22 protein-coding genes are annotated in these 25,752 nt (G+C 50.3%); 9 read left to right on the top strand and 13 right to left on the bottom strand.

What is annotated here, in order from left to right; genetic code table 11:
• Positions 1-3 precede the first annotated feature (3 nt).
• Positions 4-1,125, bottom strand: coding sequence for a foldase protein PrsA (locus AC50Y5_RS22370; RefSeq protein ID WP_056031852.1), 1,122 nt, complete (start codon positions 1,123-1,125; stop codon positions 4-6).
• Positions 1,126-1,418: 293 nt separating this feature from the next.
• Here AC50Y5_RS22370 and mgrA point away from each other — a divergent pair, with 293 nt between their 5' ends.
• The 4 genes from mgrA to AC50Y5_RS22390 all read left to right on the top strand — a co-directional run bounded on the left by mgrA (position 1,419) and on the right by AC50Y5_RS22390 (position 8,710).
• The gene (gene mgrA, locus AC50Y5_RS22375) at positions 1,419-2,411 is read left to right on the top strand and encodes an L-glyceraldehyde 3-phosphate reductase (RefSeq protein WP_056031849.1); all 993 of its coding nucleotides are present in this window, start codon (positions 1,419-1,421) and stop codon (positions 2,409-2,411) included.
• Between the two features lie 158 nt (positions 2,412-2,569).
• Complete coding sequence (locus AC50Y5_RS22380) at positions 2,570-6,412, top strand: response regulator (RefSeq protein WP_494863855.1); 3,843 nt, start codon at positions 2,570-2,572, stop codon at positions 6,410-6,412.
• 127 nt (positions 6,413-6,539) lie between these two features.
• Positions 6,540-7,262, top strand: coding sequence for a response regulator transcription factor (locus AC50Y5_RS22385; protein ID WP_081418667.1), 723 nt, complete (start codon positions 6,540-6,542; stop codon positions 7,260-7,262).
• 155 nt (positions 7,263-7,417) lie between these two features.
• Positions 7,418-8,710, top strand: a complete 1,293-nt coding sequence (locus AC50Y5_RS22390) for a putative bifunctional diguanylate cyclase/phosphodiesterase (RefSeq protein WP_056031837.1) — start codon at positions 7,418-7,420, stop codon at positions 8,708-8,710.
• 275 nt (positions 8,711-8,985) lie between these two features.
• On the opposite strand, the gene AC50Y5_RS22395 is transcribed toward AC50Y5_RS22390, so the two are convergent.
• The 8 genes from AC50Y5_RS22395 to mscL all read right to left on the bottom strand — a co-directional run bounded on the left by AC50Y5_RS22395 (position 8,986) and on the right by mscL (position 13,824).
• Positions 8,986-9,204 carry a hypothetical protein gene (locus tag AC50Y5_RS22395; protein ID WP_046229519.1) on the bottom strand — a complete coding sequence of 73 codons (219 nt, stop codon included), beginning with the start codon at positions 9,202-9,204 and terminating at the stop codon, positions 8,986-8,988.
• 127 nt (positions 9,205-9,331) lie between these two features.
• Complete coding sequence (locus tag AC50Y5_RS22400; RefSeq protein WP_056031833.1) at positions 9,332-9,970, bottom strand: TraX family protein; 639 nt, start codon at positions 9,968-9,970, stop codon at positions 9,332-9,334.
• Between the two features lie 62 nt (positions 9,971-10,032).
• Positions 10,033-10,341 (bottom strand): hypothetical protein, encoded by a 309-nt coding sequence (locus tag AC50Y5_RS22405; RefSeq protein ID WP_056031828.1) that lies wholly within the window; start codon positions 10,339-10,341, stop codon positions 10,033-10,035.
• Between the two features lie 295 nt (positions 10,342-10,636).
• Positions 10,637-11,182: a superoxide dismutase family protein gene (locus tag AC50Y5_RS22410; RefSeq protein ID WP_494863858.1), complete on the bottom strand. Its 546-nt coding sequence runs from the start codon at positions 11,180-11,182 to the stop codon at positions 10,637-10,639.
• 345 nt (positions 11,183-11,527) lie between these two features.
• Positions 11,528-11,803 (bottom strand): hypothetical protein, encoded by a 276-nt coding sequence (locus AC50Y5_RS22415; RefSeq protein ID WP_056031823.1) that lies wholly within the window; start codon positions 11,801-11,803, stop codon positions 11,528-11,530.
• A 170-nt stretch (positions 11,804-11,973) separates the two neighbouring features.
• Positions 11,974-12,393, bottom strand: a complete 420-nt coding sequence (locus tag AC50Y5_RS22420; RefSeq protein WP_494863859.1) for a hypothetical protein — start codon at positions 12,391-12,393, stop codon at positions 11,974-11,976.
• Between the two features lie 175 nt (positions 12,394-12,568).
• Positions 12,569-13,201 (bottom strand): NUDIX hydrolase, encoded by a 633-nt coding sequence (locus AC50Y5_RS22425; protein WP_056031814.1) that lies wholly within the window; start codon positions 13,199-13,201, stop codon positions 12,569-12,571.
• A 113-nt stretch (positions 13,202-13,314) separates the two neighbouring features.
• Positions 13,315-13,824 carry a large conductance mechanosensitive channel protein MscL gene (gene mscL, locus AC50Y5_RS22430; RefSeq protein ID WP_494863860.1) on the bottom strand — a complete coding sequence of 170 codons (510 nt, stop codon included), beginning with the start codon at positions 13,822-13,824 and terminating at the stop codon, positions 13,315-13,317.
• Between the two features lie 387 nt (positions 13,825-14,211).
• On the opposite strand from mscL, the gene AC50Y5_RS22435 reads away from it, so the two are divergent.
• The 4 genes from AC50Y5_RS22435 (at position 14,212) to AC50Y5_RS22450 (ending at position 19,669) form a co-directional block, all read left to right on the top strand.
• Positions 14,212-15,966, top strand: a complete 1,755-nt coding sequence (locus AC50Y5_RS22435; RefSeq protein WP_056031805.1) for an ATP-binding protein — start codon at positions 14,212-14,214, stop codon at positions 15,964-15,966.
• An 89-nt stretch (positions 15,967-16,055) separates the two neighbouring features.
• The gene (locus AC50Y5_RS22440; RefSeq protein WP_056031802.1) at positions 16,056-16,826 is read left to right on the top strand and encodes a sporulation protein; all 771 of its coding nucleotides are present in this window, start codon (positions 16,056-16,058) and stop codon (positions 16,824-16,826) included.
• Between the two features lie 630 nt (positions 16,827-17,456).
• Positions 17,457-18,587, top strand: a complete 1,131-nt coding sequence (locus tag AC50Y5_RS22445) for a DNA alkylation repair protein (protein WP_494863861.1) — start codon at positions 17,457-17,459, stop codon at positions 18,585-18,587.
• Positions 18,584-19,669 (top strand): FUSC family protein, encoded by a 1,086-nt coding sequence (locus AC50Y5_RS22450; RefSeq protein WP_494863862.1) that lies wholly within the window; start codon positions 18,584-18,586, stop codon positions 19,667-19,669. The genes AC50Y5_RS22445 and AC50Y5_RS22450 overlap by 4 nt, the downstream gene beginning before the upstream one ends.
• Before the next feature lie 107 nt (positions 19,670-19,776).
• On the opposite strand, the gene AC50Y5_RS22455 is transcribed toward AC50Y5_RS22450, so the two are convergent.
• From AC50Y5_RS22455 to AC50Y5_RS22465, 3 genes are all read right to left on the bottom strand, one after another.
• Positions 19,777-20,109, bottom strand: coding sequence for a transposase (locus tag AC50Y5_RS22455; protein ID WP_442952506.1), 333 nt, complete (start codon positions 20,107-20,109; stop codon positions 19,777-19,779).
• A 70-nt stretch (positions 20,110-20,179) separates the two neighbouring features.
• Positions 20,180-20,782, bottom strand: coding sequence for a TVP38/TMEM64 family protein (locus AC50Y5_RS22460; RefSeq protein ID WP_056031795.1), 603 nt, complete (start codon positions 20,780-20,782; stop codon positions 20,180-20,182).
• 143 nt (positions 20,783-20,925) lie between these two features.
• On the bottom strand, positions 20,926-22,944 hold the full coding sequence (locus tag AC50Y5_RS22465; RefSeq protein ID WP_494863863.1) for a Na+/H+ antiporter: 2,019 nt from the start codon (positions 22,942-22,944) through the stop codon (positions 20,926-20,928).
• 220 nt (positions 22,945-23,164) lie between these two features.
• On the opposite strand from AC50Y5_RS22465, the gene AC50Y5_RS22470 reads away from it, so the two are divergent.
• Positions 23,165-24,142, top strand: coding sequence for an aldo/keto reductase (locus AC50Y5_RS22470; protein ID WP_494863864.1), 978 nt, complete (start codon positions 23,165-23,167; stop codon positions 24,140-24,142).
• 22 nt (positions 24,143-24,164) lie between these two features.
• On the opposite strand, the gene ilvA is transcribed toward AC50Y5_RS22470, so the two are convergent.
• Positions 24,165-25,433: a threonine ammonia-lyase IlvA gene (gene ilvA / locus AC50Y5_RS22475; RefSeq protein WP_081418665.1), complete on the bottom strand. Its 1,269-nt coding sequence runs from the start codon at positions 25,431-25,433 to the stop codon at positions 24,165-24,167.
• Positions 25,434-25,752: the final 319 nt, after the last annotated feature.

The following is a 25,752-nucleotide window of genomic DNA, read 5'->3' on the forward strand; positions in this document are numbered from 1 at the left end:
GGCTTATTGTGCCGCGCTTGCTTCTGGAGAAACAGCTGCGTCTGGATTTGCGCTTGCGTCTGTTTCTTCTTCTGTTTTCTCTTCGAGCGTATTCGTAATCGTTGCTTTGTCGCGAATCTCTTGAATCCAAGTAGCTGATTTCTCTTGAATTTGTTGATTCAGCAGCTGCTTGCGGATTTCTTCCTTCTTCTCTTCAAAAGTCGGGGAAGTTGCCGCTTTAAAGCCGGTTTTCTTAATAATATGGAAACCGAAGCTCGATTTAACGACGTCGCTGATTTGATCAACTTCCAGTGCGAAGGCTGCTTCCTCGAAAGCAGGGTCCATAACGCCTTTGCCGAAGAAGCCAAGATCGCCGCCGTTGTCTTTCGTGCCTGTATCGGTTGATTTTTCTTTCGCCAACGTTGCGAAGTCAGCGCCATCTTTCAATTGTTTCAAAATAGCGTCTGCTTCCTCTTGCGTAGCTACCAGAATGTGCGAAGCTTTAATTTCTTCGCCTGTGCCGTAGGAAGCTTTGTTTTGCTCATAAGCTTCTTTAATTTGATCATCGGTAATGGTAATGGATGGCTCAAGCAGCTTGCGGATTTTCACTTGCGTCTCAGCATCTTTACGCAGGCTCTCCAGCGTTACGCCGTATTGTGCCAGCGCGGCGTTGAACTGCTCGTCCGTGCCGAAGCTTGCTTTCAGCGTATTAATTTCTTCATCGATATCTGCTTCTGTAACCGTAACATTGGAAGCTTTAGCTTCTTGCGTAATCAACTGCTGTGTAATCAGATTGTCGAGCGTTGTTTTACCGCCTGATTTCAGCATTTCCTCATAAAGGTCTTCTTTCGTAATGTCGACTTTGTTAACCGTTGCAACGGCTGCATTGTTGCCACCGCCGAATACCGGTTTAATAGCGACGATTACTAGCAAAATAGCTAAAACTGCTGAAAGTGCAATCCATGCTCCGTTGCCGCTTTTACGGGGTGGCGGGGGAGTTGATCCGCCCAAAGGCGCCCCTCCTGCCGCATTCGGTGAAGCTATTGTTGATTCAGTCGTATGTTGATTGTCCTCGTGTGTGTTGGTTTCTTGCTCCGCAGCATTTTTTAACTCTTCTTCTTTACGCTGCGATTCTTGGTTATCCATTCTTCAAACTCCCTTCATCATCTTACACGCTTTTTATAATGGTTTCGCGAAACGTTGCGGTGATCAAGGCCAGCTCACCGTAACCGTTTACGCTTGTCTAACCTACTATAACAAAACTCAGGTTAAAAAACCTTAATCTTAAATAAAAATAAAGGGATTTCAGCAGGAGCTGCTTTTTTGCGCCATGCGTCTTAGCGGTGTACAATGAAGGAGGCAAGCGCTTTATATTTGGTTTGAAGTATAAAATGAAAGTTTCCAACTTTTAATTTTAATAGTAGAGAGGATGTTAATCGATGACGTATTTGCCTGCAAATTCCCGCTATGACGGGATGAAATACAATCGTACCGGCCGCAGCGGACTTCTGCTTCCGGCAGTATCACTGGGCCTCTGGCACAATTTTGGCGGTACGGATCGTCTGGAAAATGGACGGGCGATGGTTCGCCGCGCTTTCGATTTGGGCATTACCCATTTTGACCTTGCTAACAATTATGGGCCGCCTGCTGGCTCTGCTGAAGAGACATTCGGCCAACTGCTCAAGCAGGATTTGGCTGCTTACCGCGATGAGCTTATTATTTCCACAAAAGCCGGATATTATATGTGGAAAGGCCCTTACGGCGAGTGGGGCTCGCGCAAATATTTGGTGGCGAGCCTTGATCAGAGTCTTAAGCGTATGGGGCTGGAATACGTAGATATTTTTTATCATCATCGTCCAGATCCGAACACGCCGCTTGAAGAAACGATGGCTGCGCTTGACCATATCGTTCGCCAAGGCAAGGCGCTCTATGTTGGCTTGTCCAACTACAGTGCGGAGCAGACGGCTGAAGCTTCCCTTATTTTGCAGCGGCTTGGCACGCCTTGCCTCATTCACCAGCCTTCTTATTCGATGTTCAATCGCTGGATTGAAGATGGCTTGCAGGATGTTCTTGATACGGAAGGCATCGGCTCCATCGTGTTCTCGCCGCTCGCTGGCGGCCTCTTGACGAACCGTTATTTGAACGGCATCCCGCAGGATTCCCGCGCGGCAGGACCAAGCTTATTTCTGCAATCCGATCAAATTACGGAAGGCAAGCTTGAGAAAATCAAGCTGCTTAACGCTCATGCTGCCGAGCGCGGGCAGACGCTTGCACAGATGGCGCTCGCATGGGTATTGCGCGGCGGCCGGGTAACATCGGCATTGATCGGCGCAAGCCGTGTGGAGCAAATTGATGATAACGTTGCGGCACTCAGCTCGCTTGACTTCTCTAGCGATGAGCTGGCTCGTATTGAATCGATTTTAAAAGATTAAGGCAAGCGAATTTAGCAATGAGGCACCATCTAAAATAACCATTGTCTTTTTTGAACGCCAGGGCCCTCCGCCTTGGCGTTTTTGCTTCTCCCGCTTTCGTAAAGGCTGTATAATAAACGGGACAACTGACAAACTTTGTCGGATAGGAAGTGAGCCGCTTGAACAACACGTCTCTTAGGGTCAAGGGACTTCTGGTTATAGTATTAATTACCTTTATTCCGCTGCTGTTTGCCGGCATTATTAACTATATGGGCTTAAGACAGGGAATGATTGATTCCGCAACAGAGAAAACATTAAGCCAACTAAACAGCAGTGCGAATAACCTGTCTGCTTGGCTTGCAATCAGGCGGGCGGAAGTATTAGTCATTAGCCGAACCGATGTCGTACGTTATGGAAAAGACGAAGAGAAGCTCAGCTATTTTAACCGTGAGCTTGTGCGGGCAGGCTTTGCCTTCCGCTCCCTTGGCTTTGTGGGCAAGGACGGCATGGCCATACGTACGGATGGCACGCCGTTTGATTTGAGCAACCATTCCTTCTTCCAGACGTCGATTAAAGGGAAGGTGCTGATCAGCGATCCTTTCAAAACAAGCCTTTCGCCAAAAGAACAATTTGTCATAGCCGTTCCGGTCTACAATGAAGAAAATCAAATTGCCGGAATCGTCTATGCAGCTATTGATATGGATATGATTATCCCTTATTTGCAATTGGACAAGCCGGATGCAGCCACCTTCTGGCTGTATAACGAGGAAGGCGTAGTATTGTTCTGTTCGGATGATGGGGTATTGCCGCAGACTGCCATGATGAACGGGAATTTACAGGAAATTCAGGTGAATGAAAAGCTGCTGTCCAATAAGGATGGCATGGAGATCATTTCCTCAAATATGAATGAATACGCAGTATTTCACTCCAAGGTGGATGGTGTGGCTGCTTGGCATTTTATGCTTGAAATGCCGATGTCGGATTTGGAGATTGGGACGCTGCCCGTTCTGCTGAGCATTCTGCTGACGCTCGTTGGCTCAGAGCTTGTCATTGTGCTGCTGTGCTATCTCTTTTTTGCCAATATGGTAAATCGGTTGAAAAATATATTGATCGTCACCGAACAGGCAGCCGCTGGCCAGTTTGATGCCGAGCATCTGTCAGAAATGCCAGGGGACGAGGTAGGCAAGCTGTCGCGTTCGGTGAACGTCATGGTTGTGCGTCTAAGAAGAATGTTTGAACGGCTGGAAGCGATTATTAATCAAAATCAATATTCCTTTGTCGTCCTCGACGAGCATTACCGTATTTCCTATCTCAATAAGAAGGCTGAGGAAATGATCGGCTATAAGACAGAAGAAGTGTCGGGGCATGCGACGCCGCTGCTGTTCATGGACATGGAGGAAATCCGGATAACGGCCGAGGAGCTTAGGGAGAAATTGGGCCGCGAGGTGATACCGGGACTGGATGTGCTCAAGGAGCTGCGCAATGCCGAGTTTTCCTACGAGCGGGAATGGACCTTTATTGCGAAAAATGGCAAACGCATTCCCGTCCTGCTCAGCACGAATGGCCTGCGGGATGCAAATGGGAAATTTACAGGAGCCGTTGGTATGTTTCTGGATATAACCGACAAGCTGCAGGTGGAAAAATCGCGCAATCGGCTGCTTGATATCGTTGGCTCTGCCAAAGATTTGATCGCTTCGGTCGATTCCCAGGGCGAAATGATCTACATTAATCAGGCGGGCAAGGAGATGCTCGGCATCCATGAGGAGGAAATGGATCTTTCTTCGCTGAGTGGGCATCTAAGCAGTGAAATGTTCTTTTATCTCATGAATGGCTCAGAGCTGGCCAAGCAGTACGGGTATTGGGAAGGCAATGTCGAAATTTTGACGAAGAAAAAGCAATTGAAGCATGTATCGCTCGTGCTCGTATCCCATCATAATCGCAGAACAGGAGAGGATTATTTCTCCTGTATTGCACGGGACATATCGGAGCAAAAAATCATTCAGGAGGAGCTGCTTCAGGCGTCGCAGGATGCGGCGGAGGCAAATGCGGCCAAAGGCAGATTCCTTGCCCTCATGAGCCATGAAATTCGAACGCCGCTGAACGGCATCATCGGACTGACCCAACTGCTCAAGCGCACGGGATTATCCTATTCGCAGAAAGATTATGTGGACAAAATCAGTACGTCATCCGAGTCACTGCTGCGCATCATTAATGATATTCTCGATTTCTCCAAAGTAGAGGCGGAGAAAATCGAGGTTGAACTGCTAGCTTTCCATCCGGAGGAGCTGCTTGGCCGGGTAGCGGATCAGCTCAGCGTCTTTATGGGCGGCAAGGAGCAGTTCGAATTTTTGATCCATACGGCTTACAATCTGCCCAGCACGCTGCTTGGGGATTTGCTGCGGCTGGAGCAGGTGCTGTTGAATCTATGCATCAATGCGATTAAATTTACGAAAAAAGGCCATGTCAGCCTTCGATTAGAAGTGGTAGAGCTTCGTGAAGCGGAAGTGCAGCTGCGTTTTGTCGTTGAAGATACAGGCATCGGCATGAGCGAGGAGCAGCTGGATAGGCTGTTCCAGCCATTCAGCCAAGCGGATGGATCTACGACGAGGAAATATGGGGGCACAGGGCTTGGCCTTGTTATTTCCCAAAAGCTCGTCACGTTGATGGGCGGAAATCTCATCGCGGAGAGCAAGGCTGACCGCGGCAGTAAATTCAGCTTCGTCATTACATTCCCTATGCTTGAAGAAGCGCCGTCCTACAGCATGGAGCTAGGCGAGGAGATGATTGGACAGCCGGTGTGGATCGTGGAGGACAGCCAAATGATGCGCCACCATTGGTGCGAAAGGCTGGAATCGTTCGAAATGGCCCCGGTTCCCTTCGCTTCCTGGAAGACAGCGCGGGAGCGGCTGCGCCGAATCGGTGCCGGAGCGATGCCGAAGCTGATTTTGCTCGATATGGAAATGCCTGATATGTACGGGGCGGAAACTTGGCTTGAGTTCCATCAGGAGGCTGTGGCGGCAGGCGTGAAGACGGCTGTGCTGACGACTTCATTCGGGCGGGACGAAATGCTGCAAATGCCAGAAAAGGATCGTCCGCTTGCCCTGCTTACAAAGCCGGTTACCCGGTTAGCTATGCTTAACGGCCTGAGAGGAGTTTTGACGGAGCGTTCCTTTATTCCCCCTTGGAACCGGGCGATGAGCGAAGTGGCCGTTGAACAGCGGGAAGGGCGCAATGCGAAAATTTTGCTTGCCGAAGATAATAAAATCAATCAAATCGTCGCTCTGGAAATGTTAAAAGAACGGGGCTACGAAGTAGGTCTGGCCGAAAATGGTCATGAGGTGCTGGAAATGCTGGAGCGGGAGGAATGGCATCTCATTCTCATGGATATTCATATGCCGGAAATGGATGGCATGGAGGCGACGCGATTTATTCGGGCCAATCCCAAATATGATGGGCTGCCGATTATTGCGGTTACCGCCAATGTGCTGCGCGCCGATCATGAGCAGTACAGGCAGCTTGGCATGGATGATATTATAACGAAGCCGATCAGCGCCGGCTTTCTCCATTCCGTACTCTCGCACTGGTTGAATCAAACGGGTATATTGCCGGTATCGACGTTATGGGAGGATGAGCCCCATGTGCAGCCGCAATATGAACAGACGGCTTATTCCTCGCTGCCGGTCATTCCGGGAGTAGATTTGCCGGAGGCGCTCGCCAGAGTGAATGGCAAGCTTCCGATTTTGATGCATATGTTAGAACAATTTCAAGCCGATTACCCTTCATTTATCGACAGATTAATCGCTTCAATGACAGAGAGGGATCTCGTGACCGCCAAGCGTCTCGTGCATACCCTTAGGGGAGCGGCTAGCCATTTATCCGCTTATCAATTGGCGAATGCGGCGACAGAGCTGGAGCTGCTGTTCAATCAGGAGGAAATAGATGAGCGGGAATGGAGCCAGCGGCTGACAAAGCTGGAAGAAGAATTGACACATTTGCTCAAATGTTTGCAACAAGACAAGTGACAAAAGTTCGACAAAAAACCCTAACAATTCTCTAACAAATTATTGTAGTCTGTCACAGCTATATTGTATAGTAAGAAGACAGACTAAATTCGACAGAAATCTTCAATCCCAATAAGGGGTGACGCCAGTGTATAAAGTTATAGTTATAGAAGATGACGTCATGATGAGTGATATGCTGTCTATGTATTTGTCAGAGGAAGGCTATTCTGTCAAACAAGCGGGATTGGCAAATGACGGCTTGCGTATTATTTCGGAATTCGAACCTGATTTGGTTTTGCTGGATCTTATGCTCCCGGATATGGATGGGATGGAGATATGTGCATTGATTCGCGAGCGTTCGAATGTACCTATTATGATTTTATCCATGAAAAATGAAGTGTCAGAACGAGTGCTGGCGTTGAAGTCTGGTGCAGACGATTATATGTGCAAGCCATTCAGCATGCACGAGATGACGGCGAGAGTCGAGGCCTTGATTCGCAGAGCTAATATTAAGCCGGCCGGAGCAGAGGTTGAGCAAGAGCAAGGCGAAGAGGAGCGGGATCCGATCCAGCTTGATTTTGAACGGAGATTGCTGCTTGTCAGAGGCATGCTGGTAGAAACAACATTTTCGGAATATGAAATTATGAAGCTATTTTTGGCGTATCCAGGCAAGGTATTCAGCAGGGAAGAGTTAATCAATGCCATTCGCGGCTTTGATTCCTTTGTCACCGACCGTGCTATTGATGTACACATTGTGAATCTGCGGAAAAAAATCGAGCAAAATCCAAAGGAGCCTCGTCTGATTCGAACGGTTTGGGGCTTTGGCTACAAGTACACAGCCCAGAATTCCTCAGTCAGCCAGGAGAAATAATAGCATGCATTTTTTAGGGACCGTCTGGCTTATGCAGACGGTTTTTTGTATGGAAAATGACATTCTAACAACTATCTAAAGGTAATTGCTGAAATTTCCTAATTATTGTATGAGAACATAGATTTAACTTACTATTGGATCGAAGGATGGGAAATATGAAGGAACAAGTCATTGCATTATGGCCTGCAAAGCTGAATGCCTGCCGCGAGCTGGGCCACATGCTGCTGCGAGTGCAAAATGCAAGCCATAAGCTTGCCGCGGTGCTGGTGCAGCTTGACCATTTTTACCGCATCATCGGAGCTCGAGGATTGGACTATGGCAGCGAGGTGATACAGCAGATTGAAGAGCGGCTGGTGGCGGCTGGAGCGGACCGGGCTGCAATTTGGCAAATGAGCGACAGTACTTTTTTGGTTGCTGTGGTGCTGGATGCTAATCAAGCGGATGGATATAGCCTGCTAGAACGTTTCAAACGAATGGTGCAGCAGCCCGTAGGCTCTGGCTCCGATCGTTATCATTTAACTGCCAGCATTGGCGTGAGCCTGTTCCCGCAGGATGGTACGACAAGCGAGCAGCTCATTTGCCATGCGGAAACAGCACTGTATAGCGGTGTTTTAAAGGGAGAAGGCCAGATTTCCTATTATTCGCGGGCGGAAACAGAGCAAATTAATCGGCATTTTGAGCTGGAGGCTGCCATACGAACGGCGCTGTACAAAGGGCAGTTTCACTTGAACTACCAGCCCATCTATCAAGTGAAAACGGGTAAGCTGCGGGGCTTCGAAGTGCTGCTGCGCTGGAATCATCCAGAGCTTGGCAACATTCAACCAGCTGAATTTATACCCTTTGCAGAAAAAAACGGCATGATATTGCCAATTGGCGCCTGGGTGATCAAGCAGGCCTGCCGCATGCTGGCCAGCCTGCCGGACCAAGCTGCACTGGTCATGTCCGTCAATATTTCGCCGACAGAGCTGGCAGACTGCGCCTATGCTGACATGGTGCTAAATACGCTGGAGGAGACCGGAATACCGCCGCATCGTTTGCAGCTGGAAATCAAAGAGGGCTATAATTATGCGAAATGCGAGCGATCCATTAAAGCCTTGACTAGGTTGCATGCAAGCGGTGTGCTGATCGCGCTGGATGATTTCGGTTCCATGCACTCGTCGCTGGCCAATTTGCAGCTGCTGCCGATTCATGCTTTGAAGCTGGATCGCTCCTTTGTTAGAGAAATCGATAAGGAAGGCGCTGAGCATCATATCGTGGAGGCAATGATTGGGCTGTTGCATAAGCTGGGCATTAGCGTCATTGCTGAAGGAGTCGAATATGTGAAGCAGTATGAGCTGCTGCGAGACTGGGGCTGCGATTACATGCAGGGATATTTGCTGGGCCAGCCCGCACAGCCAGATATGCTGGATTTATCGATGATTCGCAAGCCTGAACGAACAGGCGCATAGTCTTCTGAGATAGAGCTTGCCCAAGCGAAAGCGATAGGGCAGGCTCTTTTTTTTATTAGAATAAAGATCATGGTTCTAAACGCAACAAAGCCTCCAAATCCACTATCGCAGCGGTAGGAGGCTTTTCTAAACGATTGGAATAAATGAGTGATGCGATCCGTATATGCTTCGGTTCCATCGCGTACCGGTTTCGTCGATAAAAAGCGAAAAAATCGTTTACGCTTGTTTAGGTTGGGGATGATGTTCCTTTTAGTCCAGTGGGGGCTAGAGGGTGTTTAGCTAACTTCCAGATAAAGTTTAGTACCATCGCTGTATTGAAAAATAGCAACCTCACGTACGACTTCAACTTTAGAGATCCGTTTCCATTTTTTTCGAAAGTCGAAATTGAGTTCCATTTCACGCAGTTTATGATGAAGCTGCTCAACTGACGCGGCTTGTTCGTTAGTATAATAAACAGGTACAGAACGACTTTTGAAGGTAATGATTTTCATCATGACCTTGTCCACCTCCGATCGTTTTTTCCTATTCTATCCTAAACGTTTTAGCCGCTTATGAAACAGCCGTAAGAATATTGTTTAATTTGCTTATATATTTCTAACACATTGTGTCAGCTGGAAAATGCTACTTTCCAGCTAGGATTACATACTGCAGTGCTGCAATAATGGCAAGATGCAACGGGTAAAAACTGCGCCATAGGCTGCGAGGAATTTTGATGGTATCGGCTGCTAGCAGCATGCTTGGCGAGTAGACAAGCAGCAAGGTTGCGACAACGCTGAACATCTGAATGCTCCAGCCCATGTAGAATAAATAAAAGAGGTTGAGCAGCAGGTGGGCCGGAGCCATACCGTGTTTCGGGACATAACGGTAGATGAGGACGAGCACTAGCAAATAAGCGCCGTAGCTGCATGGAATGACTTCGAGCAGCAGCAGCAGGAAGGCAGCCAGTGACACTTGAAGGGCAGGACTCGATCTCAACTGGTCCAGAAGCTTCAGGGACACGAGACAAACGAGCAGAGTGCCCACGGTGTTAATTTCCCAAGTGGCGAAGGCTAGAGAATATGGGATTTGCGACAAAGCCGCAATGGCCGTCATCCGCCATAAGTATTGGTTTATGTTTTTGGTGCGGAAATATCCAATGACAAGCGCATAAGCATAAAGCGGCATAGCAAGCCTGCCAATAATTCGCCATGTATCATCTTCGGGAAACCAGATCAATCCAATATGATCAAGCAGCATCGTAACCATTGCGATAATTTGCATATTCATCCCCCTAAGCTGTGACTATTATAGCATGGGGGTATGAACGGGAGAAGAACAGCGTTTTAGGTGTAAAGCAGGGTAATGACAAGCAGCTCGTAGAGAACGAGTGGTAGAATGGCGTTTTGTGGAGGAATGAAGGCGCGCGGGTCCTGCACGGTACAGTGCAAATACAGCAGGCAGCGGTCCACATGTGCAATATAGCCCTCGTATACATGGCCATCCATCGTATGCACGCGCACAGGCCTATGCATATGTCCGTGGCACAGACGATGAATCTGCTCTTGCACCTGTTGCACCATAGCTGTATGTGCAGGCTCTGCCTGGTACAACACAGCTGCCGCTTGCTCTGCTGCCTTTGATTGCTCTGACATATGAACATCGCTCCTTTGCCCCGCAGCATGCCAGCAGGGAGTCTCATCCTAAATTAAGCTATATGCGGGAGGGGCGGGGATGATGCTGGTTTTTAAGAAGGACGCGGGTCTGCCTTCCAATTATGAATGGAGAGAAGGACGTGATGGAACAGTTTATTCATCGTTATGGAAATGAAAAAAGCGCGGTGCTCTGAAAACCCAGAGCCCGCGCTTTTTTCATACGGTTGGAGTATCGTGTAATGATTTGTTTCATCGTAACGTATTAACCCGTTTTTCATCCAGCATCCTATTATCGCTATTTAATCACACCGCATGCGATGCGAGCGCCGGAATTGCCGGAAGGATCAGTGACGTAATCATCCGCTTTCTCGTGAATAACCAGAGCAGCGCCGCCTGATTTTATTAGCGAGTTAGGTTCGCCCTTGGCGAGCGTCACATTTTTCGAAATGATTTCGGCCTCTACTTTTCCAGACGCGTCAACTTGAATATTCGGCAAATCGCCAGAATGGAAGCCTTTGGGGTTGCTGAACCCGTGCTGCTTGCTTAGCGGATTGAAATGCGCCCCAGCGGTCGTAAATTCGGGAGCCTCGCATTTCCCCGTTTCGTGAAAATGAATGCCGTGCATGCCCGGTGCGAGCTGGTCCACCGCAAGGCGGATATGTACACCGTCAGCTTGCTCCTGCAGGCTTGCTTTGCCGATGACGGCTCCTTTGCTATTAATGAGGTCGAGCTTGATTTCCTCAGAGGGTACCGTTTTTCCAGTGGCTTGGGCTACGGGAAGGGAAGCGCCTCCTAGCGCTAAGCAGAGCGTTGTGATGCAGATTGTTTTTTGGATAAACACAAATTTTCCTCCATTTCCAGTGATGCCATTTAATATGTCCCGCTAATCGCCGGCCTATACGGAAATTAAGGAATAGCAGATATGTGTTTGTCGGGGAATACATGTCCATACCTCTTTACTCTATTTGAATATGATATAGCAGAAACCATGAGAGAGGTGGCATTTAATATGTCAGTAAAATCGAAGTTTCAAGTGAAAAACATTAAATCAGCATCGCGCCAATCGAAACGGGCTCGCACTTCTTCTTGTTCCTGTCAACGCCAAGAGTCAGCAAATGATAACAGAAGTAATGGTTGTCATCGCAGAGATCCAGCAGTTGAAGGAATTCAGGATGCAGGAAAAGAATTAAGCAAAATTTTCAAAAGACTGGAGCATGAAGAGGTTGCTGAGAGGCTGGTCAGAGCGATCCGCTGTCACGATGCTCGGGCGGTTCAGAACATTATCGGCTGCGATTGCCGAGTCGTTCACTTCTTCTGCACAGATCGTTCCGATTGCGTTAGAATCTGCTGTTCGTTTGGTAGAGACCACGCGGTTACAATCTCGTTTGACATTTGTATCAGAAGAGAAAACCGCAACCGTTTCTAGTCGCACGCAGAAGCCAAAATAAGCAAGAACCGCCAAGCCCCTCCGAGGGCTTGGCGGTTCTTGCTATGCTCTATGGCTCAAACGTGTTTCCATAGCTTGATAATCTGTCACCGCGCTTCGCGAATCAGCATACGATAGGACAGCAAGGTTAGGCCGACATAACGAGTATGGACAACAACTATAAATGGAGGGGACGAACGATGCCGCTAATCCCGAATTTCCCCGCGCCGCTGCTCCAGGAGCATGCCGTATGGCACCATACGCATCATGTAATACCCGGCACCATTCCGCCTCGCGGGTTCGGTGATCAATTTATGCGTTTTCACCGCGACTTCATTAACCGTGTGTACAGCTGGTATAACAGCCAAGGCTATGACACTAGGCTGATTGCGGCGTGGCCGGAAATCCCGGAAGCTATACGCCGCGCTCCTTGCTATAATCCAGCTGCGGAAAATCGCATTCGAAATAATCCGCGCTCCTTTGCTACGCTGGATGAGCTGGGCAGCTATATCGAATCCAGCGGCATTCATGGCTGTATGCATATGATTTCTGCCCAGCTGATGAACGAGCCGGAAATCAATGACTTTGACTTGGCGCCGCGCCATACGACGTTTTATCAAATTCACGGGTTAATTGACCAGTGGTATCGCAACTGGGAAAATGCTTGGGGCCAACGCGCTGACGCGAAAGGCCAAAGGCAAAGCCAGAGTCAGAGCCAAAGCCAGAACAGCCAGATTCAAAGTCAAAATCAAAGCCGCTCTGTGCGGCAGCAGCGTTCCACTGGCGTCGCTGCTTTAGCGGCTACGTGCAATCGCGCAAGGCGCGCATTACGCTTGCGTAATATTCCGCTTGGCGCGGCACGAACTGCTCCACCCGCACGCTCCTTACGGAAGGCGTCTGCCCGCCGTCCTGGCTTACAGCTACCCCTGATACCACGAGCTCCGACCGCTCGTGCTCGAACAGCTGGAGCAGCTCTTCCAGGTCGGCCTCGTACACGCCGGCCACCTCTTCGGCTTGCAGCTGTAATTCCATCAGCGGCAAGGAGCAGACGAAGCCGAACACATCGCTGACCTCACGGTCGATGAAACTGGCGCCGCCAGCCGTACCTACGGTATCCTCACGCAGCTGCCCAAGCGGGATCAGGTCGTCGAAGCTGGCGGTTACGCCAATCTCCTCCTGCAGCTCGCGTGCGGCGTCGCGCATCGTTTCGCCTGCCGAGAGATGTCCAGCGACGGTAATGTCATAGCAGTCCGGACAAGTATCCTTGCTGGACTGCCGCAGCTGAAACCGGACGTAGCGGCGATCTTCTTCCTTGCGTGTGAGCCAGCAGTGAAAGGAGCGGTGCCAGTAGCCCTTGGCATGCGTCTCCGAGCGTGTGGCTGTACCGATGTGATTCATCTGCTCATCATAAATATCGAAATATTCCTCTGTCATTGCACGAACTCCTTTGTATAAAAGATAGGGCAGTTTGCGCGTTTAGAGACTGCGACGAAATAAAGTACCGCTAATTTGTCGACAAAAGCGGGTACTCATTTCCTCGCAGCTCCTTAGTGAGAGCGTCCTGTATCGACAGCTTCAAGCTGGGACGTGCAGTGCTTGCAGCGAGTCGCTTTCAGCGGAATGTTGGACAAGCAGTAAGGGCAGTCTTTTTCCGTAGGAGCAGCTTCGGCGGGAGCCTCCTCGGTTTTGCTGCGGCGCAGCATATTAATGCCTTTAACGAGGAAGAAAATACAGACGGCTACAATAAAGAAATCCAGCATCACATTAATAAACTGACCATAGGCGATAACGGCAATGCCGTTTTTGGATGCATCGTCGAGCGATCGGATAACGGTACCGGCAGCCTCCAATTGCTCCGTATGCTTCGGATCGAGATTAATGAATAAGTCCTTGAAATTGACACCGCCCAAAACCCGTCCAATCGGCGGCATAATAATGTCGTTCACGAGCGAGGTGACAATTTTGCCGAAGGCTCCACCAATAATGACACCGACGGCCAGGTCAATAACGTTGCCCTTAATCGCAAATTCCTTAAATTCCTGTACAATTTTCATCATAAATCTCTCCTTTATAAAATAAGCTTGCCCGGAAAAATCGCATTAGCGAGCGCAGCAAAACGCAGCCATGCAAAAGCTCTGATTGCTCTTTATTGTATATAAAACAAGCCAGAAACACCATTCCTAAAGCAGCGGCATAAAAAGATAATACTAAAATTACATAAAATAACAATTTTCTTTGCCATTCCGAATACAGGTATTGACAGAGGCACGATGTGTTTTTTTGAAAAAAGGCCATGACTTCCCAGTCTGGGAGCGACTCTTGTTCGTCATTTTGCATCATTTTCTGCTTTTTTTGTGAAAAAAGATATGTAAAAAGAGAGGATTTTATTGGATATTGTCGAATTTCAGTATTGTGAGTAAATTACTGGATATTTGAGGAGTTTTATGAATCACCAATTCGTTATAGGGAATCCCTTTTTTACACTGTTTTCATTTATGATTGTTTGCTTTGCCTGTTTTACACTGTTCAGCATGATTGGCTACCCGCCGTCAGGCAAAAAAATAGTAGCGTTTAGCCGCAAGTTTGGCAGCTCTTTCGTATTTGGGCTAGGGGTTTGGGCGATGCATGTGCTAGCCATATTCGGTTCGACTTATCCATTAGTTCTGGATTGGACTATGCTTTACACTTTATTGTGCTGCATGGCTCTTACCTATGTTTCGATATCGGTATACGAATCTGTCTGGCCCGGGCCGGTTAGAAGGGCGTTAAGCAGCCTGCTGCTTGCTGTTGGCTCAACGATGCTGCATTATTTCAACCTGCTGGGGAGTCAGGTGAAAAGCTATGAGCTGGATCGCTATTTGTTCATGGTGTCGATCATGGTTGCTTTTTTCGGAGCGCTGGTCGCCTTTAATTTGTATGAAAGCAGGGGCAAGGATGGCAAGCTGATCAGCAGCCTCATTCTGGGGCTGTCGATGATTGTTATGCACACGATTGGCATGCAGGCGATGAAGGTGGAGTATTGGAACATCTACACGACCGATAGCATGAACGACTCGATGATGCTTATGTCGTTTTTGCTCGGCATTGCAACGATGCTCATATTGAGCTTCTGCTTGTCCACCTGGATGATCAGCCGCAAATACAGCATGGTCGATGCGAATTACAAGCTGCTGGTCGAAAACTCCCTGGATACGATTGCGATTATCAAAGCGGGGAAGTGGCAATATTTCAATCCTTCCGGACTGCGGATGTTTGAGGCAGACAGCGAGCATGAAATCATCGGCGAGTCGATCTACAATTTTCTTCATGAGAAGCATCATGAGGAAATTCGTCAATTGCTAGGCGAGGAGGAAAATGAGGATTTGCTGCGCCAAAAGCCAGTCGAGCTGGAGTGGAGAACGGTGCATGGCAAGCTGCTGCATACGGAATTGGTTCGAACGAGCACAAGCCACACGGGCAGCCTTGCTTATCAAGTCATTATCCGCGATATTTCGGAGCGCAAAAAGAATGAGGAGCTGCTGATTAATTCTGAGAAGCTGTATATTGCAGGCCAGCTGGCTGCGGGAATTGCCCATGAAATTCGCAATCCGCTCACCTCGCTGAAAGGTTTTCTGCAGCTCATTGCCTCTGGGCGCAGCAACAATAATTATTATGACATTATGAAATCCGAGCTGATACGGATCGAATCCATTGTGAGCGAGCTGCTGATGCTGTCCAAGCCTCAGGCTTATCAGCTGTGCTACCGGGATGTGCGCCAGATTATGGCGGAATCGGTGACGCTGCTGGAGACGCAGGCCATAATGCACAATATTGAAATCCGGGTGAATATGGCTGCGGAGCCGCTTTACGTCTTCGGCGTGGAAAATCAAATCAAGCAGGTATTTATCAATGTCATCAAAAATGCAATCGAGGCGATGGCGAGCGGCGGCCTCATTCGCATTACGCTTGAGCTTGCGCAGAAGGCGCGAATCATCATCCGCATTCAGGATGAGGGTCCTGGCATTGCGAAGGAGCAGCTGTCCAAGATTGGCCAGCCATTTTATACAACGAAGGATAGAGGGACGGGGCTTGGCCTAATGGTCACCTACAAAATCGTCGACAACCATCTCGGCAGCATCAAGGCGGACAGTATTATGGGGCAAGGTACGACCTTTATTATTCAGTTTCCCTACCGCAAGGACCCGGAAGAAAAGGCATGAATAATAAACAGCACAATTTTTGCAACGCGAGGATACGGCTCGACGTACAACCGAATAGCGAGAAAAAAATTATTCGGTGAGGTGTTCTTATGTTTAATCGGTTATTAGCAAGCATTGGCATTGGCTCGGCAAAAATTGATACTTTGCTGGAAAAGTCCCGTTATGCGCCAGGTGAAGAAGTGCGCGGCGTCGTGCAAATTCGCGGCGGCAGCGTGGAGCAGCGCATTGAGAAGATTGAGCTGTCCGTAATGACCGAATACATCCGCGAGAGCAATGACCAGAAGCACAGACATAACTGCGTCATTGGAAAATATCCGGTCAGCCAGCCGTTTGAGCTGAAAGCCGGTGAAAATCGCGAAGTGCCTTTTTCCTTTCAATTGCCTTTCCAAACTCCGCTCACATTAGGGAAAACGCCAATATGGGTGAAAACCGAGCTCGACATTCGCGGCGCCATCGATCCCGGCGATAACGATCGCATTGAGGTCGTGCCTAATGCAGCGATGGGCATGGTGCTGGGAGCGGTGGAGCAGCTAGGGTTCCGTCTGCGTGAAGCAGATTGCGAATACGCTTCGCGTTTGGGACGCTCGCTGCCTTTCGTACAAGAGCTGGAATTTGTACCGGCTGGAGGGCCGTTCCGCGGCAAGCTTGATGAGCTGGAGGTTATTTTCTATCCAGATGCCCATCAGGTGGAGCTGCTGCTGCAAATCGACCGCAAAGCGCGCGGTCTGGGCGGCTTCTTCGCTGAAGCGATGAATACAGACGAAACATTCGTCCGCGTCGCTTTTACGCAGGAGCATCTGCAAGCTGGTACGCAAGCGATTGCGAGCCAGCTCGAAAAAATAATCGCGCGCCACGCTTAACCGACAAGCGAAAAAGTCAGCTTCTTATTCATCGTTTCAGGGGGTTACTCCCAGCGCAAAGATAGACTTGGCGGACAGAGCAGCCGCTATTTCAACTGAATCACCAGGAAAGACACAGGTGGCGGACTCAGGAGCCGCTAATGCGCTGCCTTTAGCCAATTTCAAGGGATGATGAGCACGATAACGGATTTCCTGTCCGCTTATAGCCTGAAATCGGGTCAAAAGCTAGAATAACGGAACCTCAGTCCTCCAAAAAAGGAGCGAGCGTCCCGAATTGCGCGGTCGCAGCCAAAGCGGCTCCGTCACAGTGTTCTCAGTAACAATCGCACGCTTCGTTTCTCAAGCCTTGAAGCGTCAGATGAGCTTGGCCTCGATTAGGCTCTGGGCAAGGAGTAGCAGGGCTACTCCGGTTTGCATACACACCCTAATGGCGCCGAAGTAAAGGTGCCGAGCCCAGAAGCGCCATAGCAAAAGGCAGCAGCCTGCCCGCCGCGAGTTTATGACGCGGCGGGCAGGCTTTTTTTTCAATAGAAAGACAGGGCTAGGCGGTTTGATTAGTTGCTATTACTTCCGGTTGCGGGTTATGGCATAATAGATGGAGCATGAATGATTATACTGGAGGAGCTTACGATGGCAGAACCGCTAAAAGCCTTATACGATGGCTTATTTATAGAAAATTTCGGAGCGATGGTGCGCTCGGCTTTGCCGACTTTCGACTTGGCAGGCTTTGCGGCGGCAGTGCGGGCTGGAGAATGGGAGGAGCTGGCGCTCAAGGCGCGCTCGCGCCGAATTACCGAAGCACTGGGCGATTTCCTTCCAAGTGATTACGAGGCCGCGCTTGATGTGCTGATGCAGATCGACTCGCAGTGCCGCGGCCTGCCTTATATTTTCTTCCCGGATTTTGTGGAGGTGTACGGAATGGCACCGGAGCACTTTGACCGGTCGATGCAGGCGCTGGCACGGTTCACCCGTTATTCGACGGGGGAGTTTGCCGTGCGCCCCTTTCTGCTTGCTGAGCCAGAGCGCATGATGCAGCAAATGCTGATATGGGCGGACGATGAGGATGAGCATGTACGCCGGCTGGCGAGCGAAGGGACGCGCCCGCGTCTGCCTTGGGCGCAGGCGCTGCCGATGTTCAAGCGCGAACCACAGCCGATCCTTCCGCTGCTGGACAAGCTGAAGGCCGATCCTTCGCTGTACGTCCGCAAAAGCGTGGCGAACAATCTCAATGACATCGCCAAAGACCATCCCGATGTGGTCGTTGCGCTGGCCCAGCGGTGGTCGGGCGACAATCCGCTGACAGACTGGATTATTCGGCGTGGCTGCCGCACGCTAGTCAAGCAGGCTAATCCGGCGCTGATGGAGCTGTTCGGCTATGCAGCTGGAGAAGGCGAAGATGGCGAGGAGCGCGTACCATTGACGGTGCATGCCGAGCTTCGGGCAGTGCCTGCGGTCGTCCATATTGGCGAAGAGGCGAGGTTTAGCTGCGAGATGAAGCTGCGGGATGGAGACGCACTCAAGCTGCGGATCGAATACGGCATTGATTTTATTAAAGCTTCAGGCAAGCCTTCCCAGAAGCGTTTCCTGCTGTCTGACCGCGAGTATGGGGGAGGAGCGGAAGTCGCGCTGTCGCGTGTGCACCGCTTCGCCGATTTGACGACGCGCAAGCATTATCCAGGGCTTCACCGCATTACGCTATGGGTGAATGGCGTGCAGGCAGCGGAGACGGAGCTGCAGCTGGAGGAGGCGGACAGCAAATGAATATTGGAGCTCGCGTGCTGAAGACCGGCTTGTCCGTTACGCTGGCAATTTTTCTGAGCCAGTTTTTCGGCTTTCCGTCCAGCCTCATTACGGCAGTAGCTGCTATTTTAACCATTCAGCCTTCCATCTACCGTTCCTGGCAGCAAATTCTCGATCAGGTTCAGACCAACCTGCTTGGCGCAGGAATCGCGCTTGCTGCGATGAAAGTATTCGGCCATACGCCGATTGCGGTGGGGCTCGTCTGTATCGCTGTTATCCTTATTTGTATCCGGCTGAAGATGGAAGCGACCATCGGAGTAACTCTCGTCATGGTTATCGCTATTATGGAAGCGCATGGACAAGGATTAGATGTGGCGCTGCAACGATTTTTAATGGTGCTTACCGGCATGGGGGCCGCTTTTACGATTAATGTGCTCGTATTTCCCCCACGCCCGCGCAAGCAATTTACCGAGCAGGTGCATCTCGCTTATGGGCAAATGTCTTTGCTGCTGCGAACGGCGGTTTCGAACGAGATGAAGGAAAGCGTGTTCCGGCAGGAGAAGGAAACGCTGCATGTATCTGTGCGCAAGCTGGAGGATCGCTACACCTTGTTTGAGGAAGAGCGCAAGGTGCTCGCCCATGCCAAAAAAAGCCATGCCAGACAGCTGCTCGTCTCCAAGCAGACGATTAAGGCGCTGCAAAAGGGCGTTGATCTGCTTGAGGTTGTAGAGGAGCATTATTTTGCCGCCGCCGGTGCGGGGAAATGGGCGCAGCGCTTCGATAACCAGATCGAGGAGCTGACGAAATACCACGAATCGATATTGCTGAAAATCGAAGGCAAGATGAAGCCGAACCTGAGCTTCGAGCCGGAGGAGGAACGTGAAGCGCGCCTGATTACCGACCTGACGGATTATTTCCGCGAGGGGCGGGACGAGCATAAGCGGCTCGTGTTCGTCGCGTCGGCTATATTCGAATATGCCTACCATCTGCGGAGGCTGGAGAAGCTCGTGGATCAGGTTCAGCAGCGCGGCATGTCGACCGAGGAATGGAAAGCGGAAACGAACGCGAGCGGCAGAGAGGCTAAGGTCAGCGCCCAGAAGTAACAAAAAAACCGTCTCTTTTTCAAATGATTGATCATTTGACGAAGAGGCGGTTTCTTTTGCATGGCTATTTTTCACAGAGCTGCTGTAAGTCAATCTCAATCCATACGCTATTCGGTCTTATTGCTGCCTTTATGGCGTCTTGGATGCTGCATATGGGCTTCGGGATCATTGTCATCGTCTTTGGGAATGAGCCGCGGATCGGTCCGCCCTTCATGATGGTTGTCGAAGTCCAGCTCCACCAGCCGCCAAGTTGCCGTCCCCATCTGGGGATCGGCTGGAAACACCTCGCCGCGCTCCAGTTTCTCTTCACGATTCCACTCATTGCGGTATACACCCGCCACTTCTACAGGCTCGCCCGACATCGGCTCCATCTCATTGTGTTGATGCTGCTGCTCCTGGTCCAACTGCTGTTCGTTCATCGTATCTCCCTTTCCTGGCATGCATAGTCCGTCCAACATGACGGCGGGTCATTCTGCTATAGCATGCCTCGAAAGGGAATATATATGAGTGCTAATGAATATATCGTTTTTCCAGCCGCTTGCCACCGAACCACATCAGCACAATGACGATGCAGGCGACGACGATGCGCCAAGGCTCATGCGCGAAATTTCCAATATCAAAGCTGAGCAGCGACACGCATAAAATCATGACCGCCTTTCCGAGCAAGGTGGCGATGATGAACGTGCGGAATGGGACAGCGCTTAAGCCCGACACAATGTTAATGAGCGAGGACGGTGAAAAAGGAAAGCAGGCGAGCAGGAACAGCGGCGTAAAGCCGCGATGCTCAATCCATTCGAAGAAGCGGCCCGATTTCGGGAAGCGCCGCTCGACTTTGGCTTTGACATTTTTTCCAAGCTTGCGCACGACCCAGAAGACGCCGATGGCCCCAGCGGAAACGCCAATCCACGAAAAGAGAAAGCCGAACCATAGGCCGAAAATATTCGCATTCGCCGCCACAATCGCCAGCAGAGGCAGAAAAGGCAGAAAGGCTTCCAGCAGAGGCAAAAGGATGCCAAGCAGCGGGCCGAATTCCCGATAGCTTTCCAGCGTTCGCTGCAAATGCTCCAAATCCATATGCTTTATTTGTTCGATCCAATTTTGCAGCAACGCCATACGTTAACACCCTCACTCACTTGATCAAAATATCAGCCGTTCAAAGCGACATCGTATGGCTTAAACAATACCAGAAAATAGTGGTGGATGCCAAGCTCTCGCATGAGGAACAAGCCCGGACTCCTGACCGATCAGCCAGCTTGTTATCCTTCCTCCAAAATAGACGCCTCGCGGTTGCGGATAAACTGCCGCAGCTTATTGGCAATGTCCCGATTGATTTCCCCGCGCTCATACAAGCTTTGCACCTCGACTCGCTCCGCCTGAATCGCAACCCAATGCAAATCGCGCTGCACGTCGGCGTCGCCTCCATCCTTTTTCGGCGATCTCGGCTTTTGCAGCTTTTCCTTTATAAAATGGTAATGGCTGATCAGCTCGCTTCGTTCCTCCGAACCATGCTCGTCCAGCTGCTTGTCGAAAGAGTCGATGACCGCATCACAGGCTCGCAGCTTCAGCCTTCTCAGCGCCTCGCGATCGGATTGGCCCAGCTTGGCATGCGATTTGGTTTTTCTGAGGGATAACATCTCCAGCAGGGAATTCAACAGCTTCTTCATAATAATCGGCCAAAAGCTTCGGCGCCCTGCCAGCATTTGCTCAAGCTGCTCCAGGCTTTGCTCGAACAGCTCAAACTGCGGCTTGCTGATTTCATCCCGTGCCAGCATGCGGCGGGCAGCTTCCCGTTCGATACGGAACGCTTCAAATCGCATATCAATGATTCCCTCATCCGCTCGTTTCTTTGTCTGGGGCTTCTGAAGCTCCAGCATGCGGAACCAGCGCTCATATTCGGCAAGGACGGCAGAGGTTTCTGCTTCATTTTCCTTGCTCGCCGCCTGATGGATGGCTTCAATGGCCGCATTCATCATTTTGAGCTGCCCTTGGCGCTCTTTCTCCGTCCGTTTTGCTTCATTGCCCGTATCGCTGCTGCTTGCCAGAAGCGGGAGCACGGTGCTCGCCACGAGCAGCGATAACAATATAACCGCTGTCGCAATAAAAATGATGACATTCCGCTCAGGAAACGGATTTCCATCGATAAGAAACAGCGGAATAGAAAAGGCGCCGGCAAGCGTAATGGCGCCGCGTACGCCAGAAAGCGAGGTCATGGCCAAAATTTTAAACGACAGCTTCTCAGTCTGCTGCTCAGAGCCGAATAAACGGCCCCCTCTTGAGAAGGCGTACGTCCATAAAAACCGCAGTAGCAGCAGCATAACGAAAATCAAGCATGCATAACCCGTCACTCGAAGTGAGTTAATCGCGGGATTATCGAAAACGGTGCTGAAGACAACAGGGATTTGCAGTCCTAAAATAACAAAAACAAGCCCGTTCAATATGTACAAAATAACCGGCCATGTATGATCAGGCATCTCATCGTTCCGGGCCCGCGCCTTATCGTATTCATCGCGTTCGACGGCGTGGACGACGCCCCCGGCTACAGCTGCCAAAATGCCGGATACGCCAAGATGCTCGCCGGTCAAATAAAGGGCAAATGGCGTTAGCATATGAATAAGCATATGCAGCGTTGGATCTTCCAGACCTGACCTGCGCAAAACAGCGCGAAGTCCTGTAATCAGGAAGGCCAGCACGCAGCCGACCGCAAGGCCGCCAGTCGCAATAACGACAAAGCTGATGCTTGCTTTCGTTAAGGAAAAAGTGCCGTTTAGCGCAGCTGCCATCGCAAATTTAAAGGCGACGAGCCCGGAGGCGTCGTTCATCAGCGCTTCTCCCTCCAGCAAATGCCGCAGGCTCTTGGGCAGATTAACCCGCCCCGCTAAAGCATTGACTGCTACGGCATCGGTAGGGGAAAGCAGAGCAGCAAGCCCGAACGCTGCCGGCAGCGGAATGGACGGAATCATAAAGTGGATCGCATAGCCGATAAGAAACACGGTGACGAACACAAGGCCGACGGCGAGCAGAAAAATCGGAGCGCGAAGCCTCCATAATTCATTGCGCGGCGTATGCTTGCCATCGTTGTACAGCAGCGGTGCTACGAATAATATGAAAAATAGCTCGGGCTCCAGCGTCATATGGACGCCGGACGGAATAAGGGTAATCGCAATGCCAAGCGCAATTTGGATCAGCGGAACCGGCACAACCGGAAGATGGCGATTGATAATATTGGACAGCCCGATCAAAGCAAGCAAAATTATTATGGAAGAAAATATAGCCATGCCATCACCCTCTCTTGTAAACGACATTCAACTGCCGTTGTCGCTCATAACGGGCTTATTTTCGCCTGTGTATCAAAATTTTACCCATAATCCATCTAAATGCTTTCATTGGGGGATGAGCTGGTTTTGCATGCGCTTGCAGGTTGGTGGCGGAATTTTGATCATGTATAATAGGAAGGGTATGGCAATCATAAAAAAATTGAAGGAGTGACTTTCTTTTATGCAATACACTTATTTGGGTCAGTCGGGTTTGCGCGTTAGCCGCTTATGCCTTGGTACCATGAATTTTGGTGTGGATACAGATGAGAAGGAAGCGTTCCGGATTTTGGATGCTGCGCTAGATGCGGGCATTAATTTTATTGATACGGCAAACATTTATGGCTGGGGTGAAAACGCCGGACGTACTGAGGAAATTATCGGAAAATGGTTTAGTCAAGGCGGCGGGCGCCGTGAGCGCACCGTGCTGGCAACCAAAGTATATGGCGATATGAGTGATATTCATGATGGCCCGAACCGGGAAGCCGGCTTGTCCGCTTATAAAATTCGCCGCCATCTGGAAGGCTCGCTGCGACGTCTGCAGACGGATCATATTGAGCTTTATCAGATGCACCATGTGGATCGGAACGTACATTGGAATGAATTGTGGAGCGCTTTTGAAACGGCAGTTTCGCAGGGCAAAATCGGGTATGTCGGCTCCAGCAACTTTGCTGGCTGGGATATTGCGGTAGCACAGGGCGAGGCAAAGGCTAGAGGGATTTTGGGGCTCGTATCCGAGCAGCACAAATATAATTTGCTGTGCCGTCTGCCGGAGCTGGAAGTGCTTCCTGCATCGAAGGCGCTCGGTCTTGGCGTTATACCGTGGAGTCCACTGGATGGCGGGCTGCTTGCGGGCAATCACCGCCGGGATAATGGCGGACGCCGCAGTGGCGACACCAAACGTCTGGACAAGCATCGTGCGCAGCTGGATGAATATGCGAAGCTTTGTGATGAACTGGGTGAGCCTGAGGATCTCGTATCGCTCGCATGGCTGCTGGCGAATCCGGCGGTTACGGCTCCGATTATTGGGGTGCGTACGCTGGAGCAATTCGAGCGCTCGCTTCGTGCGGTTGAACTGGAGCTTGATAGCGCGACGCTCGCCCGCATTGATGAGATTTTCCCAGGGCCGGGCGGCGACGCACCTAAAGCTTACGCTTGGTAATCGGTGAATGAATAGCCGTTCATCAAATTAATAAATTGAACAGCACAGGGTCTTTGTTCAGCTCGATGAAGGAGTAGCCTTTCATATGCATGCGGCTGATCAAAGGCTCATAGTCCTCGCGGTGCTTCAGCTCAATGCCGACGAGTGACGGGCCATTGTCCTTATTGTGCTTTTTCGTATACTCGAAGCGGGTGATGTCATCGGTCGGACCGAGCACATCATCGAGAAATTCTCGCAGCGCACCCGCGCGCTGCGGGAAATTTAGCATGAAATAATGCTTGTATCCCTCATAAATGAGCGAACGCTCTTTAATTTCCTGCATGCGGTCAATATCGTTATTTCCTCCGCTAATGACGCATACGACTGTTTTTCCGGCGATTTGATCCCTGAACATATCAAGCGCGGCAATGGGCAGCGCGCCAGCTGGCTCCGCTACAATCGCATTTTCATTATAGAGATCGAGCATGGTCGTACAAATTTTGCCTTCGGGAACAGGCACGGTATCATCTAGCAATTCGCGGCAGATCGCGAACGTCAGCTTGCCGATCCGCTTCACGGCAGCGCCATCGACGAATTTGTCGATATGCTCAAGCGTAACGACTTCCCCGGCATCGAGCGATTCTCGCAGCGACTGTGCGCCTTCCGGCTCAACGCCAATGACTTTCGTTTCCGGCGAAATGGCTTTTACATACGAAGCTACGCCAGCTGCCAGGCCGCCGCCTCCAACGGTTACAAACACAAAATCCGGTACCGTATCCGACGCTTCCATCAGCTCTTGTCCAACGGTGCCATTGCCGGCAATGATTTTCAAATCATCAAAAGGATGAACAAAAGCCGTTCCGCTGCGTTCGCTCTCCTTAATGGCTTCTGCATAAGCATCATCAAACGTGTCGCCGGTCAAAATAACTTCAACACTATCCCCGCCGAAGAAGGACACTTGATTCACCTTCTGGCGCGGCGTTGTGCTAGGCATATAGATTTTGCCTGGGATGCCGAGCGCATGGCAGGAGTAGGCAACGCCCTGCGCATGATTGCCTGCACTTGCGCAGACGACGCCAGCGGCAAGCCGCTCTGGCGGCAGCGAGCGCATAAGATGGTAGGCTCCGCGAATTTTAAAGGAGCGCACAATTTGCAGGTCCTCGCGTTTCAGCAGGACGTTGCAGCCGTAGCGCTCGGAGAGCACGCGGTTATATTGCAACGGCGTGCGGAGAATGACGTCTTTCAAATGCATTTGAGCATGAACGATATCTTCAAGCCCAACTCTAGGCGAATGTGATGATAAATATTCCATGTGCAGCCACCTTCCGGGATTAACATTTTGCGAAAGCTTCCGAACGCGCTGCGCCGCCAGAGGACGGCGACAGCCGTTTCACCTTTCAGCTTGCTTGTTGTTGCTCATTATAGCATTATCGCAGGCAATGCATAACCATGGAATTAAAGGGGAAGGGCTAGGTAGTATGGCAAAAGAATGAACAAAGGGCGAATGCTGTCGACGGCCCGGGATATTTTCCAATTCCGATAGATAATGATTGACATTAGGTATGAGAATAGCTATCATAAACTACGAAAGTGATAATCATTATCAGTTTGTCTACCTATACAATGATGAA

Source organism: Paenibacillus sp. JT22N7 (assembly GCF_059383875.1).

What these genes read in the sequence shown, in the direction of transcription:
- AC50Y5_RS22465 (WP_494863863.1), bottom strand. Translation starts at nt 22,944, where the DNA reads ATGGCTATATTTTCTTCCATAATAATTTTGCTTGCTTTGATCGGGCTG.
- ilvA (WP_081418665.1), bottom strand. Translation starts at nt 25,433, where the DNA reads ATGGAATATTTATCATCACATTCGCCTAGAGTTGGGCTTGAAGATATC.
- AC50Y5_RS22435 (WP_056031805.1), top strand. Translation starts at nt 14,212, where the DNA reads ATGAATCACCAATTCGTTATAGGGAATCCCTTTTTTACACTGTTTTCA.
- AC50Y5_RS22445 (WP_494863861.1), top strand. Translation starts at nt 17,457, where the DNA reads ATGGCAGAACCGCTAAAAGCCTTATACGATGGCTTATTTATAGAAAAT.
- AC50Y5_RS22470 (WP_494863864.1), top strand. Translation starts at nt 23,165, where the DNA reads ATGCAATACACTTATTTGGGTCAGTCGGGTTTGCGCGTTAGCCGCTTA.
- AC50Y5_RS22370 (WP_056031852.1), bottom strand. Translation starts at nt 1,125, where the DNA reads ATGGATAACCAAGAATCGCAGCGTAAAGAAGAAGAGTTAAAAAATGCT.
- AC50Y5_RS22460 (WP_056031795.1), bottom strand. Translation starts at nt 20,782, where the DNA reads ATGGCGTTGCTGCAAAATTGGATCGAACAAATAAAGCATATGGATTTG.
- AC50Y5_RS22440 (WP_056031802.1), top strand. Translation starts at nt 16,056, where the DNA reads ATGTTTAATCGGTTATTAGCAAGCATTGGCATTGGCTCGGCAAAAATT.
- AC50Y5_RS22425 (WP_056031814.1), bottom strand. Translation starts at nt 13,201, where the DNA reads ATGACAGAGGAATATTTCGATATTTATGATGAGCAGATGAATCACATC.
- AC50Y5_RS22395 (WP_046229519.1), bottom strand. Translation starts at nt 9,204, where the DNA reads ATGATGAAAATCATTACCTTCAAAAGTCGTTCTGTACCTGTTTATTAT.
- AC50Y5_RS22450 (WP_494863862.1), top strand. Translation starts at nt 18,584, where the DNA reads ATGAATATTGGAGCTCGCGTGCTGAAGACCGGCTTGTCCGTTACGCTG.
- mscL (WP_494863860.1), bottom strand. Translation starts at nt 13,824, where the DNA reads ATGATGAAAATTGTACAGGAATTTAAGGAATTTGCGATTAAGGGCAAC.
- AC50Y5_RS22405 (WP_056031828.1), bottom strand. Translation starts at nt 10,341, where the DNA reads ATGTCAGAGCAATCAAAGGCAGCAGAGCAAGCGGCAGCTGTGTTGTAC.
- AC50Y5_RS22400 (WP_056031833.1), bottom strand. Translation starts at nt 9,970, where the DNA reads ATGCAAATTATCGCAATGGTTACGATGCTGCTTGATCATATTGGATTG.
- AC50Y5_RS22455 (WP_442952506.1), bottom strand. Translation starts at nt 20,109, where the DNA reads ATGCCAGGAAAGGGAGATACGATGAACGAACAGCAGTTGGACCAGGAG.
- AC50Y5_RS22390 (WP_056031837.1), top strand. Translation starts at nt 7,418, where the DNA reads ATGAAGGAACAAGTCATTGCATTATGGCCTGCAAAGCTGAATGCCTGC.
- mgrA (WP_056031849.1), top strand. Translation starts at nt 1,419, where the DNA reads ATGACGTATTTGCCTGCAAATTCCCGCTATGACGGGATGAAATACAAT.